The organism is Streptomyces sp. NPDC093149 (assembly GCF_044754145.1).
GTDB lineage: Bacteria > Actinomycetota > Actinomycetes > Streptomycetales > Streptomycetaceae > Streptomyces.
The window spans coordinates 116,733-132,278 of sequence record NZ_JBIVON010000007.1; the positions used below are offsets into that span (position 1 = coordinate 116,733).

Genomic DNA, 15,546 nt, shown 5'->3' on the forward strand with positions numbered 1-15,546 from the left:
CCGTAGGAGGGGGCGGGCATGGGCTGGACGGTCCTCTACATCGCGTTCGGAATAGTCGCGCTGTGGCTGCTCGGCGAAGTGCTCCTGCAGTACAAGGCACGTCTGCGCTGGCGTCTGCTCGCCTTCGCGGGCTTCGCCTGTGTCGTCGTCGGTGTACTGATGCCGTCCGTGTTCGTCATCGTCATCGGCACCATCGCGTTCGCGACCGGCCAGACCTACGTCACGCTGTCCTTCCGGCGGGGCTTCTCCACCGGCTGGGCGATAGGAGGCAGCCCCGGCGCGAGCCGCCGCCGCCGGGGTGGCGGCTCGCGGGCGCGCCGCGAGCCCACCCTTGAGGTGTCGGACCTGGAGATGGAGTACGACGGTCAGACCCCGGGCGCGGGTGCCGCGGCACCGGCGGCCACGGTCTACGAGCCGGAACCACTGCCGGACGACACCGGACAGTACGGCGTCTACGGCGATCACCGGCAGTCGCAGCAGCCGCACCAGGGCCCGCAGCCCGAGCAGCAGCCGCAGTACGCCGCCTATGAGCCCTATGCCGACCACTCCACGTACGCGGCGCACGGCCAGGACCCGTACGCCGGTCACGACTCCTTCGGCGGGCAGGACTCCCTGGCCGGCCAGTACGACTACGGCACCGACCGGCAGCAGTACGCCGCGTATTCCGATCCGTACATCGGGACCGGTACCACCGGCGGCTCCACGCAGTACGCCCCGTACGACAGCCACGGCAATGGCTTCGACGGCTACGGGGCCCAGCAGCATGCCGCCGACCCGTACGCCCAGGATTACTCCACCGAGACCCCGCCCGGCGGTGTCTGGGTACCGCAGCAGCGCGAGGGCGAGCAGTACCCGGCCGCGCCCGCGCAGCAGCCCGCCCCGTACCCGAACGGCTACGCCAACGGCAACGGCTACGACGAACAGCAGTACCGCTACTGACGACGGCCCGGCCAGGGGCTGCGGGGGAGACCGGGGGCGGGGCCGGACCCGGAGGCGCCCCGAGCCCCCGGCGCGCCGAGGGCGGGCTCTTCCTGCCTCACTGGGAGCCCCGGAAGCCGTCCCCCTCCACGATCAGCCCGGCGACCAGCGCCCCCGACATCCCGGCGTGGGCGAGCCCGCCGCCCGGATGCGACCAGCCGCCCGCGGCGTAGAGCCCCGGCATCCGGGTGCGATTTCCCGGATGCAGATAAGCGCCCTCCGCCCCCGCCAGGGCGGGCGCGGGCACCGAACCGCCCTCGGCACCGGTCTCCGCCGCGGTCTGGGCCGGGGTCCGTACCTCGGCGTGGAGCAACCGCTCCCGTATACCGGGCACGACCGCGCCGGCCGCCTCGATCAGCGCGTCGGCACACCGCTCGCGCAACGCCGCGTCCGTCCAGTCCACCGCCCCGTGCGGAGCGACCGTCGCCATCAGAGTCACCGCCTCGTGTGCGTCGTCGGGGCGGGTCGTCGGGTCGTCGGGGCGCAGCACCGTCACCGTGGGGCTGTCGGCGATCCTGCCGCCGAACACCGCCTCGCGCTCCGCCCCGCCGTCGGCCGGGTGCACCAGCGTCCGGTGCACGGCATCCGCGGGCCGGGCGCCGCGCAGCGACAGCAGGACCAGGAACCGGCCCGGCAGCACCCCCTGCCCCGGCCGCGGCTGCACCGCCACGTCGCCGTCCTGCCACGGCTCCTGACCGGGCACCAGCCCCGGATGCGGACGGGCCCCCAGCACCACATGGGCGGCCTCGGCGACCGTCCCGTCCGTCAGCTCGACACCCGCCGCCCGGCCGTCCTTCTCGACGACCCGGGCCACCTCGCCGCCGAAGACGAACTCCACCTTCCGGGCCAGGCACCGCTCGTACACCGCCTGCGCCAGGGCCCGGATCCCGCCGGAGACGTACCAACTGCCGAAGGTCTCCTCCATGTACGGCAGCAGGGCTGCCGCCGCCGGTGCGCGCAGCGGGTCCAGCCCGTACGACAGGGCGTATCCGTCGAGGAGGGCCGCGAGCCGGGGGTCCGAGAGCTCCCACGCCCCGATCTCCGTCATCGTGCCCGCCTGCCGCGCCGGACGCAGCAGCCTGCGCTGCCGGAGCGCCGGATAGGGGTCACGTCCGAGCACCTGCCAGTCGGCGCGCAACGGCTCTTCGAGCAGCGGGCGCCTCGACCGGTCCCAGGCGTCCCGCGCCCGGTCGAGGAACTCGCCCCAGGTCGTGCCCGCACCGCTCCCGAGCGCGGCGTCCAGGGCGGCGACCACTCCGGCCCGTGAGGCATTCGGCAGGGACACCGCCGTGCCGTCCGCGAAGACGTGACGGCTCGCCGGATCGACCTGGGTCATGCCGACGCACCGCTCCAGCGGCTCCTTGCCCGTCTTCACGAACAAGTCGCGGTAGACCGCGGGCAGATGCAGCAGAGTGGGGCCGGTGTCGAAGGCGAAACCCTCATGGGCATACCGGCCGACGGAGCCGCCGAAGGTCTCCGACCGCTCGTACACCGTCACCCGGTGGCCTGCCACGGCCAGCCGGGCAGCCGCCGCCATTGCGCCCATCCCGGCGCCGATCACCGCAATACGTGCCATGTCAGTGACCTTAACTGCCGCCTGTGACACTTACGGCCCGGTGCACGACGGCGAGCGGGCTCCCGGCGCCGTGCGGCTGCGCCTCCGGCGTCGTCGGTCGACGACGCTCCGCGTCGCCTCCCTCCTCCGCCTCGGATCCGAAGCCGCTTGACGCCGATCAGGCCGTTACTCCAGCGGCCAGTGCGAACCTGCTCCGGCCAGGCGTTTCTCCTCGCGGCGCCGGCTCCTGCGGCGCAGGAAACGGCGGATCCGGGAGGCCAGGAAGAGCAGTGTCACGATGCCGAGCAGCAGCAGCGTCCCGGCGATGGCGGCGGCCACCAGCGGATGGAATATCGCGAAGGTGACGATCCCCGCGACGCCCAGGTCTTCGGCCGTGCTCACCGCGATGTTGCTGAACGGCTCGGGGGAGCTGTTGACCGCCATCCTGGTGCCCGCCTTCACCAGATGACTCATCAGCGCGGTGGAACCGCCGATGGCACCGGCCGCGAGCTCCGGCAGCGAACCGCTCTCCCCGGCCAGCAGGGCGGCCACGACGGCACCGGCGACCGGCCTGACAACGGTGTGCACCGAGTCCCAGACCGAGTCCACGTACGGGATCTTGTCCGCCACCACCTCGCAGAGGAAGAGGACAGCGGCCACCACGAGGACATCGGTGCGCTGCAGCGACGCGGGCACCTCGTCGGAGAGGCCGGTCGCGCCGAAGACACCGAGCAGCAGGACCACCGCATAGGCGTTGATCCCGCTCGCCCAGCCGCTTGTGAACACCAGGGGGAGTACGGACACGGGGGCGATCGTAACCAGATGGCGCGCGGGCGGGGGTGGGGTTCGGCGCGCAGCCCTGAGTATCCGTACCTAGGCGCTGAGATGAGTAGGTACGCGGATGGGCTCCCACCTGCGTTGACGGGAGAGTGGAGCACACGGAGAGGGCACGGCCCGGCACCGCCGGCACGGGGCGGCGGAACGGGCGCGGTACCCCCTCCGGAACGGGGGAGCATGACGGAGGGCCCGGGGACCACGGGGGAGAACAGGGGTCACGGGGGAAGGTTCTCCGACGGCACGGAAGGCGCCGGTCCGGCGCAGGCTCGGGGGATCGAGTCTCGTCGGACCGGCGCCTTCGTGCGTCGGTGCGCCGGGTTGCCGCGGGGACGCCCGGGGTGTGGGGCCGGCCGGCCCCACACCGGGGGTCAGCGCCCGCTGACCCTCCCGTGCAGCAGCAGCGACAGTGCCGAGTGCACATCGTCGATCGACCGCTCCGGCTGGAACGCCTGCCAGTCCAGGGCCGCCACGAGCACCATCCCGACCAGGGCAGCGGCCGTCAGCGGAATGTCGATCTCCTCGCTGAGCTCACCGTTGTCCACGCCCTCGCGCAGCACCCCCTCGACCACGGCGACGGCCTCCTGACGCACCACCAGGAGGGTCGACTGCCAGGCCCGGTTGGTGCGCCACAGCTCCGCGACGTAGAGCTGGGTGAAGGACGGATAGCGGTCGATGAAGGCCAGACCGGCCCTGATCATCGCGTCCAGGGCCTCGACCCGGGTGCCGCCGCGCGCCCCGGTCCCCTCGGCCGCGGAGCGCAGCGATGCCGTGAGCAGCCCGACGCCATGGCGCAGCAGCTCCTCGAAGAGCTCGGTCTTGCTCTTGAAGTTGTAGTAGACCGTGCCCTTGGCGACCCCGGCGCGCTCGGCGATCTCGTCCACCGTGGTCGCCGAGAAGCCCTTTTCGGCGATGAGCGTGACGGCCGCCTCGTAGAGCCTCTGCCGGGTGGCCTGACGGCGTGTGGTGCTACTGCTTTCCATGCCCCCGATTCTCACAGGTCCGGGCGCGCTCACAGGCTCAGCTCCGGGTGAAGCCGGTCCAGGGTCCACACCTGCTTGCGGCGCGCGGAGAGCGCGGTGAGGGCCAGTGCCCCCGCCGTGAAGGCCAGCAGCACCGCACAGCCCTGCCAGACCGGTCCGAGACCGCCGCCCGTGATCAGCCGCCGCAGCCCGTCGACGATGTAACTCATCGGCAGATAGGGGTGGATCGCGTTGAAGAATCCGGGGCTGGTCTGGACGGGATACGTACCCCCGGCCGAGGTCAGCTGGAGCATCAGCACCGCGAGCACGAGGATGCGTCCCGCGGCCCCGAAGCGGGCGTTGAGCCACTGGATGATCGCGGCGAAGCAGCAGGTGACCAGTGCCAGGAAGCCGATCGTCCCGGCGGCCCTGGTCATCTGCAGCCCGAGTCCCCAGTGCAGCACGGACATCAGAGCGGCCACCTGGAGCAGACCGAGCGCGGCCACCGGCAGCCAGCCCGCGAAGGCGATCCGCCAGGCGGAGGCCCCGGCGGCGAGAGCCCGCCGGTTGAGCGGCTGGATGAGCATGTACGCCACCATCGCGCCGACCCAGAGGGAGAGCGGAATGAAGTAGGGGGCGAAGCCGGTGCCGTAGTTGGGCGCCGCGTGCAGCGACTTGGAGGCCAGCTGCACCGGGTCGGCCATGACTTCGGTACGCGCGTCGCGGTCCTTCTTGTCGTAGTCGGGGATCTTGCCGACGCCGTCGTTGAGCCCCTGGGCAAGGCTCGTCGAACCGTCGCCGAGCCGGATCAGCCCGCTGTCCAGGTCGTTCGCGCCCTTCTTGAGGTTGCTCACGCCGGTGTCCAGATCGGCGGAACCCGTCCTGGCCGTGGCCAGGCCGGTGTGCAGTTCGTTCGCCCCCTTGGCGACCTTGTGGGCGCCGGTGTTGAGCGCGTTGACCTTCTCCACGGCGGACTTCAGGTCCTTGTCGAGATGCGGCGCCGCCTTGGCCAGGCCGTCGGCCTGCTGCTGCAGCGTGGTCAGCTGGGTGCGCAGCTTCCTCAGATCGCCGTTCTGGTTGGTGACCAGCGCGTTCACGTCGTCGGCGACCTTCGACACATCGGCCGCCGCGGTCTTCGCGCGCTTCAGCGGTGGGCAGACGGTGGGGTCGGCGGGCGACTGTTCCGTGCAACTGGTGCGGTACACCTCGGCCAGGTCGTCGGAGGCCGTGCGGGCGGTGGTGGCCGCGGTGGGCGCCGCCTCCACCAGCACGTCGAGGTTGTCCCGTACGGTCTGCGCGGAATCGGCGACCAGCCGGGCGGTGTCGCCGATCGACTTGCCGTTGTCCTTCAGGAACGGGCGTACGTCGCCCGCCACCCCGTTGACCTTGTCGGCCAGCAGTTGGGTGCCGTCGGCGACCTGCCGGGAGCCGGTCTCCAGGTCGCCCGCGCCCTTGTTCAGCCTGACGATGCCACCGGCCAGGTTGCTGCTGCCGTCCTTGGCGTTCTTCAGCCCGTCGGCGAGATCCTCCGATCCCTTCTTCGCCTTGCCGATGCCGCCCTTGAGGTCCTCGGCCCCCTTGGCGGCCTCCGCCGTCGCGTCGTGGAGGTCGGAGAAGTTGATGAAGATCCGGTCGAGGAAGCCGCGCGAGGCGTTGGTCGAAGCGGCGGTGCGCACCTCGGAGAACACCGACCGGGAGATCTGCCCGACGATGTAGTTGTTGGCGTCGTTGGTCCGCACCTGGAGTGCGCCGGTCTCGGGGGAGTCGCCCGAACTCGACGCGATCCGCTTGCTGAAGTCCGACGGCATGGTGAGCGAGAGGTAGTACGTGCCGTTCTCGACGCCCTTGTGCGCCTCGGCGGAACTCACCTCGTGCCACTCGAAGGTCTCGGAATCGAGGAGCTTGCCGGTGATCTCGTCGCCGGCCGCGACGTGCTTCCCGTCCGCGGTGACGCCTTTGTCGTTGTTGACCAGCGCGACCGGGATCCTGTCGAGGCGGCCGTACGGGTCCCAGAAGGAGCACAGGTACAGGGCGCCGTAGAGCAGCGGCAGCAGCAGGAGCGCGATCAGCGCGGCGACCGGCAGCTTCCCCCTGCCGAAACGCTTCAGCTCAAGCGCGGCCAGTCTCGGCGAACGCATCGGCCGGTCCCTCCTCGGTCGTGGTGTCCTCGGCCGGGGCGTCCTGGGTGTCCGCCGGCGCGGCCGTGGTGTCGGTACGTACGGTGACGGCGCCCTCGGGCGCCTGGCTGCACACCGCGAGCACGGTGGTCCCGCTGTCGGCGATGGACCGCAACAGCTCCCAGGCCTCCGCGCGTTCGGCGTCGGACAGCTTGAGGTCGGTGTCGTCGACCGCGAGCAGCCCGGGCCCGCCGATCAGCGCGAGGGCGATGGACAGCCGCAGTGCCTCCAGCCGTTCCAGATCCCTTACGGAGGTCCGTTCGGCCTTGGGCAGGGTGGCGGTGTCGAGTCCGGCAGCGGCCAGGGCCGCGTCGATCCGTCCCCGCGCGGCGGCGACGCGCTCGGCGCGCGGGCGCAGCAGAGCGCGCAGCGAACCGTCGAAGCGGTGTTGCAGCAGGGCCCGCTCGCGCAGGTGCTCGGCGACGGTGAAGGCCGGGTCGAGCTCGTTGACCCCGGGCACCTGGCCCAGCGCGGCGAGGCGGCGTACGGCGGCCATCTTGCGGGGCAGGCGCAGCCCGCCGATCTCCGCGTGGCCCTCGGTGGGGCGCATCCGGCCGGTGAGAGCGAGCAGCAGGCAGGTGCGGCCGGAGCCGGACGGGCCTTCGATCGCCACCAATGAGCCGGGGGCGGCCTCGATGTCCACGCCGCGGAAGGCCCAGCCGCGCGGCCCCTCGAGCCCGAAATCCTCCGCGGTGACGGCTGCCCCGTGCGGGCTGTCCACAGACTCCCCCTCGTTTTGAACTGACCGGTCAGTGCAAAAAGGTAGCCCGAACTCTCTGTCGAAGCAAAAGGGCAGGTCAGGGGTGGGTCGAGGTCGATTGTCAGTGGTGCCCCTCACGATGGATACATACGGCCACGAAGCCGTTACACGAGACAGGAGGTTTCGTCATGGCCCATTCGTCCGCAGCAGCGGCACCCCGGCGCCGCGCGGCCGGCCCTGCCCCCTCACTGACCGGTCCGGCACACGACGTCCATCCCGTTCCGCGCCGCGCCGCGGCGCCGCCGGCCGCCCTCGATCTGCTCGCCCAGGCCCGCACCGGTCTCGACGAGGCCGCCGTTCTCGATGTGCCGAACGAGCGGTACGCCACCGCCCACCTCGCCGCGCTGCGCATCGCCGCGGCCGTGCTCGCCGCGCGGGGCCGTCCCGAAACCTCCCGGCGGCGCCGGGAGCGGATCCGCAGCGCCTGGGAAGTCCTCCCGGAAATAGCCCCGGAGCTGACCGAATGGAGCGCGCTGTTCGCCTCCGGGGCCCGCCGCAGGGCCCGAGCGGAAGCCGGTATACCGGGCGCGGCCAGCCGGCGGGACGCCGACGACCTGCTGCGGGACGTGGCGATGTTCCTGCGCCTGGTCGAGCGGTTGCTGGTCCTTCAGCCGGTGCTCCCGCAGGCCCGGAAGGAGCGGCCCGACGCGCGATGACGGTGACGGCGGTGCGAGGCAATAGGGTGGACAGCACCTGTACCACCTGCACTGTTCACGCTCCGCCGTCAGCGGCGGCACCGTGCCGAGGAGTCATCTGCCGTGTCGGACCAGCTGCGCCCCCGCGCCTCCCTCCGTACCGCCGTGGTCTGGGAGGTCCTGAAGGACGCCCTCGACCACCAGGTCAAGGCGACCGGCAGGGACGCCCTGGATGTTCTGGACACCGGCGGCGGCACCGGCAACTTCGCGGTGCCGGTCGCTCGTCTCGGCCACCGGGTCACCGTCGTCGACCCCAGCCCCAATGCGCTCTTCGCCCTGGAGCGCCGCGCCGCCGAGGCCGGGGTCGCCGACCGGGTCCGCGGTGTCCAGGGCGACATTCACGGCCTGTTCGACGTGGTGGAGCGCGGTGGCTACGACGCGGTGCTGTGCCACGGGGTCCTGGAGTACGTGGACGACCCCGCCGAGGGCGTACGCAACGCCGTCGAGGCGCTCCGCCCGTCCGGTGCGCTCAGCCTGCTCGCCGCCGGGCTCGGCGGCGCCGTCCTGGCGCGGGCGCTGGCGGGGCACTTCACCGAGGCCAGGCGTGCGCTCAGCGACCCGGCGGGCCGCTGGGGCGACGGGGACCCGGTACCCCGGCGCTACACCGCGGAGCAGCTCACCGAGCTGGTCTCCGCGGCGGATGTCGAGGTCGGCGCCGTCCACGGCGTACGGGTCTTCGCCGACCTCGTCCCGGGCGTCCTGGTGGACACCGAGCCCGGTGCCATGGAGGCCCTGCTCAAGCTGGAGGCGGCCGCCGCCGAACTGCCCGCCTTCCACTCGGTCGCGACGCAGTTGCACGTTCTGGGCACGAAGCGCGCCTGAGCGCGAGGCCGCCGACCGCGGTGGCTCGGCCTCAGCGTGGCTGATCAGGGACGCAACCGCAGATGGAGTACGTCTCGGGACCCCCGATCGGGGGCTTCGCCACGTATGATCGGGGGACACCATCCGGCATGACGGATCGGAGGTTGGGGAATCAACGCCTCAGCAGCTGAGCCGTTGTGGCGGCCCGGACTGGCTGATTGGAAAAGAGGGCGGGTTTCACGGGGGCGAATCCCTGCCTATCCTGGAAGGGCCGCATACCGGCCGCCCCCCGCGGCCGACGACGAGGAGGACTCCGTGCCGCTCTCGGAGCACGAGCAGCGAATGCTCGAGCAAATGGAGCGAGCGCTGTACGCCGAAGATCCCAAGTTCGCGACAGCGCTCGAGGGAAGCGGGCTGCGTACGTACACCCGGCGACGGGTCTACCAGGCGGTCGCAGGCTTTCTGGTGGGTATCGCGCTCCTCATGGCCGGAATGGTCGCCCAGCAGATCTGGATCAGCGTGGTGGGGTTCCTCGTCATGCTCGGCTGTGCGGTTCTTGCGGTCACCGGTTGGCGCAAAGCCCCGAAGCCGGGCGAGCAGCAGGCCGCCGGAGGCAGCGGCGGACGTCGCCAGCCCAGGCAACGCCGGACCGTCATGAATCGGATCGAGCAGCGGTGGCAGCGTCGCCGTGACGAACAGGGGCAGTAGAGCCTCGGACATTCTCGGATGAGGGGCGGCCGCGACAGCGCGGCCGCCCCTCAGACGTGTCCGCCGCAGCATCCGGCCAGTCTTCGGCCCCCGCCCGGAGCGGTGCCGGCCCGGCGATCGTCGGCGTGCCCTCGCCCGGCCGGGCCCGGCCGGGAAGGCTTCGAGCCGGCCCACCGCTCAGGGACACGGGACCGGGGCCTCTCGTCCGGACAGGGCCGGATCACCGAGCGGGGCGACGAAAGGAATGTGACGAAAGGAACCGGACGGGCCCGGGGACACCTGCTCACCCGTGCTCACGCGGCCGTACGGCGACCGAGGGCCAGGGGGGCGCGGACCGCAGCCCACGCCCCCCGTCACCCCTGTTGGCGGGACGGTCGCCGCAGCCAGTCCGTCCACGGGCCGCGGCGCAAGCGCGCCGCGGCCTTGCCGGTCAACTCCGCCCAGCGTTCCGACGCCGCCCAGATCACTCGAATGGCCGAGCGCGGTGCCGCTACTGCGCGGATTCGGGCGTACCGGCCGGCCGATGCACGCAGACCGGCCCGTACCGCCTCCACATCCGCGGCGAGCCCTGTGCCCGACCGGGGCTCCCGGGCGTAGAGCGCCTGCTCCACCGCCCCCGCCACCCGGTGCACCGCGGCGGCCTCGTCCGGTTCGAGCCGGCCCAGGCGCACCACCCGGGCCGCCGTTCCACGGGGCGTCCGGGAATCTTCCGGCTCGATGCCGTGGTCCCACGCCGTGTCGATGATCTCCCGCCAGGCCGCCAGCGTTCTGGCCGTCGCATCCGCCCGCGTACGCCCGGCGGAGAAGCTCAGCCGACGCCTGCGCACCCGAAGCCGCCAGAGCAGCGGCAGCAACGGCAGCACCACGATCACCAGGGCGACCAGGGACAGACCGAGAACGGTGCCCAGAGGCGTTCCGGAATCAGTCGGTGTCACCGCTCCCGGCGCCGCCGGGCCGCCGCACTCGCCCTGCTTGCGCAGCTGGGCCGGGCAGCTGTCCGAGACGGACGGGGCGGCCGTCGGGGCGGCCGAGGCGCCTCTCTCGGGCCGAACCGGGTCCGCGGCGTCACCGGCCGGGGTATCCGACTGGGTGTAGGCCGGGACGGTGCCCCGCGTCGGGGTCGGCTCGAAACGGGTCCACCCGACGCCCTCGAAGTACAGCTCCGGCCAGGCATGCGCATCGCGCAGTCCGACCGAGACCGAGCCGTCCGGCTGCGCGGTGCCGGGAGTGAAACCCACCGCGACCCGGGCCGGAATGCCCAGCGTCCGCGCCATCGCGGCCATCGTGAACGAGAAGTGGACGCAAAAGCCGCGCTTCTCCTTCAGGAACCGTCCTATCGCCGCGCTCCCGGTGCCCGAGGTCACCGAGGTGTCGTAGCTGAAGCCGCCCTCCGAGGCGAAGTAGTCCTGCAGCTTCACCGCCCGCTCGTAGTCGTTGGCGGCACCCTTCGTCACCTCGTCCGCGGTTTCCCTGACCACCTTCGGCAGGGTGTCGGGAACACGGGTGTACTCGCGTCGCAGATCGGCCGGCGGGGCGTCCGCCGCGGCGAGCTGATCGGAGGTCGGCTGGACCACCAGACTGGTGACCCGGTACTGCGCGCCGCGGGTCGTCTCCCCGCCGTCACCGACAAGCGTCCGCCCCCTCGGCTCGTACCGCCAGCGTCCGTCGACTCGGACCTCGGACGCGGGGTAGGGGAGCGGCAGATAGGTCTGCTGGTAGGAGCGGGACGCGGAGATGGTCGAGTTGATCTCCGTGACCGGGACGTCCGGGCCCAGGCCCTCCGGGGTCGGCAGCCGCTTGGGCACGTCCTCCAGACGGCGTGTGGAGGGCCGCCACTCGTTCCCGTTGAACTGGTCCAGGGCCAGGATCCGCAGATAGAAGCCCTGCGGGTCACCGGAGTCGGTGCGATAGGACATCACCTGCCGGTTCTCCGGCTGGTTCAGATTGTTCTGCAGCGAGACCAGCGGGTTCACCGCGGAGATGGTGCCGCCGCCCCCGCCCTTGCCGTTCCCGCCCCCCGTACCGGCCAGCAGCCCGCCGTCCAGCGCGGGCAGCGCCGCCGGCACGACCAGCGAGACCCCCAGCGCCAACGCGCCGATGCGGCGGCCGGTGCGGACCGGGGCCGTCGGGCGGCCGTCGGAGATCGCCGCACGGACCGCCGAACCCCTCGGGGATCCGGACGCGCCACTGAAGACCCGTCCCCACTGGGAGAGCCGGTCCCGGCCCTCGGCCAGCAGAAGCAGCAGATAGCCACTGGCCGCGAGGAGGAACCAGAGCCAGTCCGCGCCTCCCTCGGACAGTCCCGCCGCGACCGAGTACAGCGCGAGGAGCGGCAGACCCGCCGGGGCGGCGCTGCGGAACGTCACCGCGAGGGCGTCCACGACCAGGCCGACCAGCAGCACACCGCCGATCAGTATCAGCCGGATGCCGTCCGTCACGGGCGCCGGAGCGGCGTACCGTCCGACGTCCTCGGCGCCCGACGTCAACAGGTCCGCGAGCCGCTGGACGGCCTCCGGACCCGGCAGGACACCGACGATCGCCTGTCCCCTGGCGAACACCACCGTCAGCAGGACCAGGGTGATCAGTGTCTGCGCCGCGACGATCAGCATCCGGGGCATGGGCACCCGGCGGGCGAGCACCCCCGCCCCGCTCTGCACCGCCAGCAGGAACGCGGCCTGAAGAATCCACCCGGCCGGCTCGACCAGCGGCAGCATCGAACCCGCCGTCATCAGCGTCGCCGCGAAGGCGCACAGCGTCAGCCGACCACGACCGCTCATGACCATCCCCCGGAGAAACCTGTCGTGCCATCTGTGCCGCCACCGACGGCGGTTGACTGCGCGGTCACGCCCGGCTGCCCCGCTGCCTGCTGCCAGTACCGGGCGAGACCGGTCCCGGGCGCCACCGCCACCGCTGTCCAGCCCGATTCGCGCAGCAGCCGCAGCCGCCGCTCGAACTCCGTGTCCGGCCCCGTGGCCGGGGCGGCGCCCTGCGTCCAGGCCGCGTCGTCCAGTACGAACGCGACGGCGCCACCACTGCGCTGCCGCATCCGGGCGGCCACGGCCGCCTGCTCCTCGTCCAGATCACCGAAGAACGCGATCAGGAGCCCTTCGTTGCCGCCGCGCAGCACGTCGTACGCGCGCGACAGGCCGCCCCCGTCGGAATGATCGACCACCGCCAGGGTGTCCATCATCAGCCCCGCGGAGTCGGCGGATTCCTGCGTTGATCCGGCGAAACCCTCCATGCCCTCGCCCGGAACGGCGTTCCCGTCGTCGGTCAGCAGCCGGACCGCGAAGCCGCGCTCCAGCATGTGCACCAGCGCGGACGCCGCCCCGGAGACCGCCCACTCGAAGGCGGAGTCGGGCCCCGTCCCCCGGTAGGCGATCCGCCGGGTGTCCAGCAGCACCGTGCACCTGGCCCGCTGCGGCTGCTCCTCGCGGCGCACCATCAGCTCGCCGTAGCGCGCGGTGGAGCGCCAGTGGACCCGGCGCAGATCGTCGCCGTGCCGGTAGCCGCGCGGAATCACGTCGTCGTCACCGGCCAGCGCCAGCGAACGCTGCCGCCCCTCGCCGTACCCCGCTGCCTCGCCCGCCAGCCGTACCGGCGGCAGCGGCTCGGTCCGCGGAATGACGACGAGGGTGTCGTACGCACTGAACGAACGGGTCAGCTCGCACATCCCGAACGGGTCGCTCAGCCGCAGCTGCAACGGGCCCAGCGGGTAGCGCCCGCGCAGGTCCGACCGCACCCGGTAGGACACCTCGCGACGGCCGCCCGCCTCGACCCGGTCCAGCACGAACCGGGGACGCGGCCCGAGCACATAGGGCACCCGGTCCTGCAGCATCAGCAGCCCGGTCGGCAGCCGCGACACGTTCTCCATCCGCAGGTGGACCCGCGCCTCCGTGCCCGCCGGCACCCGCGACGGCGAGAGCCGCCGGGTGCCGGCCACCCGGTAGCGGGTGCGGACGAGCACCACCACACAGACCAGCGGCAGCGCGGCGAGCAGCAGCCCGACCCGCAGCAGATCCGCCTGGCCCAGTACATAGGCGCACACCGCCGCGGCGACACCGGCCGCGAGGAAGGACCGCCCACGCGTGGTCAGCCCGCTCAGCGCGGCCCGCAGACCGCCCCTGTCATCGCCGTCGTCCATGGCGGCCGGCCCCCCGGCCGCCATCACGCCCGCCGTGCGCCGGGCTGCTGCCGGCCGTAGGCCGGACGGTCCGGCCGGTGCTGGGGCCGGACCTGCGCGACGCCGCCACCGGCGGTCGGTACCGGTGTCTGCTGGAGGATCTCCAGCACGACCTGCTCGGCGGTACGGCGGTTCAGCTGGGCCTGCGCCGTCGGCAGCAGCCGGTGCGCGAGCACCGCGACCGCCAGGGCCTGCACATCGTCCGGCAGGCAGTAGTCCCGGCCGCTCAGCGCCGCGGAGGCCTTCGCCGCGCGCAGCAGATGCAGGGTGGCTCGCGGCGAGGCGCCGAGCCTGAGATCGGGATGGCCGCGGGTGGCCCCGACGAGCTCCACCGCGTACCGCCGCACGGCGTCGGCCACATGGACCGTCCGTACCGCGTCGATCAGCTTCACCACGTCATGGGCGTGGGCCACCGGCTGCAGATCGTCGAGCGGCGAGAACCCGCCGTGCACATCGAGCATCTGCAGCTCGGCCTCCGCGCTCGGATAGCCGATCGACACCCGCGCCATGAACCGGTCGCGCTGGGCCTCGGGCAGCGGATACGTGCCCTCCATCTCGACCGGGTTCTGGGTGGCGACCACCATGAACGGATCGGGCAGCTCGTACGTGTGCCCGTCGATGGTGACCTGGCGCTCCTCCATCGACTCCAGCAGCGCCGACTGGGTCTTCGGCGAGGCCCGGTTGATCTCGTCACCGATCACGATCTGGGCGAAGATCGCGCCCGGCTTGAACTCGAAGTCGCGCCTCTGCTGGTCGAAGACGGACACACCGGTGATGTCCGAGGGCAGCAGGTCCGGCGTGAACTGAATGCGTCGCACCGAGCAGTCGATGGACCGCGCCAGTGCCTTGGCCAGCATCGTCTTGCCGACGCCGGGGACGTCCTCGATGAGGAGATGTCCCTCCGCCAGCAGTACGGTCAGCGAAAGCCGTACGACCTCGGGCTTGCCCTCGATCACACTCTCCATCGACCTGCGTACCCGCTCCGCGGTCGTGGTCAGATCTGTGAGGCTCGCTCGATCGTCATAGGTCGTCACCCGGCCCTCCTCGGCCCTGCCCCACGCTCACCAGGAGCAGGGGATACCCCATTCACGGACCGGCGCGCGTGCGGCGGCCCGGCCCACCCCGAAACACGGACACCCCTCCGGAAACGTCCGGCGAGATGTCACATGCGCATTCTTGTTGCCGTTACCGCTTCGTGTCACTCGCCTGTGGACAAGTGGGGGCGGTATGTCGGGTTCGGTGGGGTTATCGGTTCCGACGGTGCCGTCCCGGGAGACCGGACGAGCACCGTCCGGGCGGTCAGGGGGTGGGAAGGATCTCGCGCAGCAGGCCGCTGGTCACATCGAAGACGAAGCCGCGGACGTCGTCGGTGTGCAGCAGGAACGGCGAGGTGCGCACGCGCTGCATCGACTGCCGTACGTCCTGATCGGCGTCCTTGTACGCCTCGACCGCCCAGACCGGACGCTGGCCGACTTCCTTCTCCAGATCCTGGCGGAATTCCTCGGTGATCGATTCCAGGCCGCAGTTCGTGTGGTGGATCAGTATGACGCTGCGGGTGCCCAGGGCCCGCTGGCTGATGGTCAGCGAACGGATGACGTCATCGGTGACCACGCCGCCCGCGTTGCGGATGGTGTGGCAGTCGCCGAGCGACAGACCGAGGGCGTCGTGCAGGTCGAGCCGGGCGTCCATGCAGGCGACCACGGCGACGCGCAGCACCGGCTTGGCGTCCATGCCCGGGTCCTCGAACGCGGCGGCGTACCGGGTGTTCGCCTCGACGAGACGGTCGGTGACCGTTCCTCCGGAACGGGCCCGGTCGGCAGCGGGTGCGGAAGGCTCGGCGGGGGACTGTGCGGAAGTCGACATGGCTATGACGTTAGTCCTCACCAGCGGCCC

The 15,546-nt window shown here is 72.0% G+C and carries 13 protein-coding genes; 4 read left to right on the forward strand and 9 right to left on the reverse strand.

Annotated elements, in window-relative coordinates; genetic code table 11:
• Positions 1–18: 18 nt before the first annotated feature.
• Complete coding sequence (locus tag ACIQCZ_RS21995) at positions 19–939, forward strand: hypothetical protein (protein ID WP_402284365.1); 921 nt, start codon at positions 19–21, stop codon at positions 937–939.
• A 97-nt stretch (positions 940–1,036) separates the two neighbouring features.
• Here ACIQCZ_RS21995 and ACIQCZ_RS22000 read toward each other — a convergent pair whose 3' ends face one another.
• From ACIQCZ_RS22000 to ACIQCZ_RS22020, 5 genes are all read right to left on the reverse strand, one after another.
• Entirely contained in the window at positions 1,037–2,554 is a 1,518-nt protein-coding gene (locus ACIQCZ_RS22000; RefSeq protein WP_402284366.1) for a phytoene desaturase family protein, read from the reverse strand.
• A gap of 165 nt (positions 2,555–2,719) precedes the next feature.
• Positions 2,720–3,337, reverse strand: a complete 618-nt coding sequence (locus ACIQCZ_RS22005) for a DUF4126 domain-containing protein (protein ID WP_402284367.1) — start codon at positions 3,335–3,337, stop codon at positions 2,720–2,722.
• Between the two features lie 401 nt (positions 3,338–3,738).
• Positions 3,739–4,350, reverse strand: coding sequence for a TetR/AcrR family transcriptional regulator (locus ACIQCZ_RS22010; protein ID WP_376280292.1), 612 nt, complete (start codon positions 4,348–4,350; stop codon positions 3,739–3,741).
• Positions 4,351–4,379: 29 nt separating this feature from the next.
• Positions 4,380–6,467 carry a YhgE/Pip family protein gene (locus ACIQCZ_RS22015; RefSeq protein WP_402284369.1) on the reverse strand — a complete coding sequence of 696 codons (2,088 nt, stop codon included), beginning with the start codon at positions 6,465–6,467 and terminating at the stop codon, positions 4,380–4,382.
• Positions 6,439–7,227 carry an ATP-binding cassette domain-containing protein gene (locus tag ACIQCZ_RS22020; RefSeq protein ID WP_402284372.1) on the reverse strand — a complete coding sequence of 263 codons (789 nt, stop codon included), beginning with the start codon at positions 7,225–7,227 and terminating at the stop codon, positions 6,439–6,441. The genes ACIQCZ_RS22015 and ACIQCZ_RS22020 overlap by 29 nt, the downstream gene beginning before the upstream one ends.
• A 167-nt stretch (positions 7,228–7,394) precedes the next feature.
• On the opposite strand from ACIQCZ_RS22020, the gene ACIQCZ_RS22025 reads away from it, so the two are divergent.
• From ACIQCZ_RS22025 to ACIQCZ_RS22035, 3 genes are all read left to right on the forward strand, one after another.
• Positions 7,395–7,922, forward strand: a complete 528-nt coding sequence (locus tag ACIQCZ_RS22025; RefSeq protein ID WP_402284375.1) for an SAV_6107 family HEPN domain-containing protein — start codon at positions 7,395–7,397, stop codon at positions 7,920–7,922.
• 102 nt (positions 7,923–8,024) lie between these two features.
• Complete coding sequence (locus ACIQCZ_RS22030; protein WP_351078139.1) at positions 8,025–8,783, forward strand: methyltransferase; 759 nt, start codon at positions 8,025–8,027, stop codon at positions 8,781–8,783.
• Positions 8,784–9,077: 294 nt separating this feature from the next.
• A complete protein-coding gene (locus ACIQCZ_RS22035; protein ID WP_351078137.1) occupies positions 9,078–9,470 on the forward strand; it encodes a DUF3040 domain-containing protein in 393 nt (130 codons plus the stop codon).
• A 353-nt stretch (positions 9,471–9,823) separates the two neighbouring features.
• On the opposite strand, the gene ACIQCZ_RS22040 is transcribed toward ACIQCZ_RS22035, so the two are convergent.
• The 4 genes from ACIQCZ_RS22040 to ACIQCZ_RS22055 form a co-directional block, all read right to left on the reverse strand.
• A complete protein-coding gene (locus tag ACIQCZ_RS22040; protein ID WP_402284379.1) occupies positions 9,824–12,247 on the reverse strand; it encodes a DUF3488 and DUF4129 domain-containing transglutaminase family protein in 2,424 nt (807 codons plus the stop codon).
• Entirely contained in the window at positions 12,244–13,638 is a 1,395-nt protein-coding gene (locus ACIQCZ_RS22045) for a DUF58 domain-containing protein (RefSeq protein WP_402284382.1), read from the reverse strand. The genes ACIQCZ_RS22040 and ACIQCZ_RS22045 overlap by 4 nt, the downstream gene beginning before the upstream one ends.
• The gene (locus ACIQCZ_RS22050; RefSeq protein WP_402284383.1) at positions 13,638–14,687 is read right to left on the reverse strand and encodes an AAA family ATPase; all 1,050 of its coding nucleotides are present in this window, start codon (positions 14,685–14,687) and stop codon (positions 13,638–13,640) included. Before ACIQCZ_RS22050 ends, ACIQCZ_RS22045 begins: the two co-directional genes overlap by 1 nt.
• 265 nt (positions 14,688–14,952) lie before the next feature.
• Positions 14,953–15,516, reverse strand: coding sequence for a carbonic anhydrase (locus ACIQCZ_RS22055; RefSeq protein WP_351078124.1), 564 nt, complete (start codon positions 15,514–15,516; stop codon positions 14,953–14,955).
• Positions 15,517–15,546 lie beyond the last annotated feature (30 nt).

Excerpts from the sequence above, each read along its gene's own strand:
- ACIQCZ_RS22040 (WP_402284379.1), bottom strand. The coding sequence starts at position 12,247 with ATGAGCGGTCGTGGTCGGCTGACGCTGTGCGCCTTCGCGGCGACGCTG.
- ACIQCZ_RS22000 (WP_402284366.1), bottom strand. The coding sequence starts at position 2,554 with ATGGCACGTATTGCGGTGATCGGCGCCGGGATGGGCGCAATGGCGGCG.
- ACIQCZ_RS22015 (WP_402284369.1), bottom strand. The coding sequence starts at position 6,467 with ATGCGTTCGCCGAGACTGGCCGCGCTTGAGCTGAAGCGTTTCGGCAGG.
- ACIQCZ_RS22045 (WP_402284382.1), bottom strand. The coding sequence starts at position 13,638 with ATGGCGGCCGGGGGGCCGGCCGCCATGGACGACGGCGATGACAGGGGC.
- ACIQCZ_RS22010 (WP_376280292.1), bottom strand. The coding sequence starts at position 4,350 with ATGGAAAGCAGTAGCACCACACGCCGTCAGGCCACCCGGCAGAGGCTC.
- ACIQCZ_RS22025 (WP_402284375.1), top strand. The coding sequence starts at position 7,395 with ATGGCCCATTCGTCCGCAGCAGCGGCACCCCGGCGCCGCGCGGCCGGC.
- ACIQCZ_RS22055 (WP_351078124.1), bottom strand. The coding sequence starts at position 15,516 with ATGTCGACTTCCGCACAGTCCCCCGCCGAGCCTTCCGCACCCGCTGCC.
- ACIQCZ_RS21995 (WP_402284365.1), top strand. The coding sequence starts at position 19 with ATGGGCTGGACGGTCCTCTACATCGCGTTCGGAATAGTCGCGCTGTGG.